Here is a 285-nt window from a genome sequence, read left to right as displayed (position 1 = left end):
GAAAGCACTCCGTGGCGCGCAGCCGTGGGCGAACCCCAGGGAACTGATGTCGGAAATAACGGTTGCAGTCCTGGCAGTGATACTTGGGCACGCTCAAATGCAGAAACACGATCTGATTGCCTTGGCGCGAGTGCTTCAGCGTTCGGCTGTGAGTCGCCTTAATACGTATCGATGGACTTGCACAATAATGACAAGCGGGTCGGCTTGTGGGCTTGGCCCAGACATGAACGCCTAGCTGGCGATCCACCCGCTCAATGGCTAATCCAGGCAGTCCTAGGATAGAAT

Annotated in this window: 1 protein-coding gene; it reads right to left on the bottom strand. The window is 55.8% G+C overall.

Annotation, left to right across the window (positions count from 1 at the left end; all coding sequences use genetic code 11):
- The coding region (locus QWY30_RS15945) for a transposase family protein (RefSeq protein WP_353958812.1) at window positions 1-247 on the bottom strand (247 nt) is incomplete at its 3' end.
- Between the last annotated feature and the right edge of the window lie 38 nt (window positions 248-285).

This window comes from Zwartia panacis (assembly GCF_030410395.1).
Classification (GTDB): Bacteria; Pseudomonadota; Gammaproteobacteria; order Burkholderiales; family Burkholderiaceae_B; genus Zwartia; species Zwartia panacis.
The sequence above is the reverse complement of the archived record's forward strand: the minus strand, read 5'-3'. Positions and strand labels throughout refer to the sequence as shown.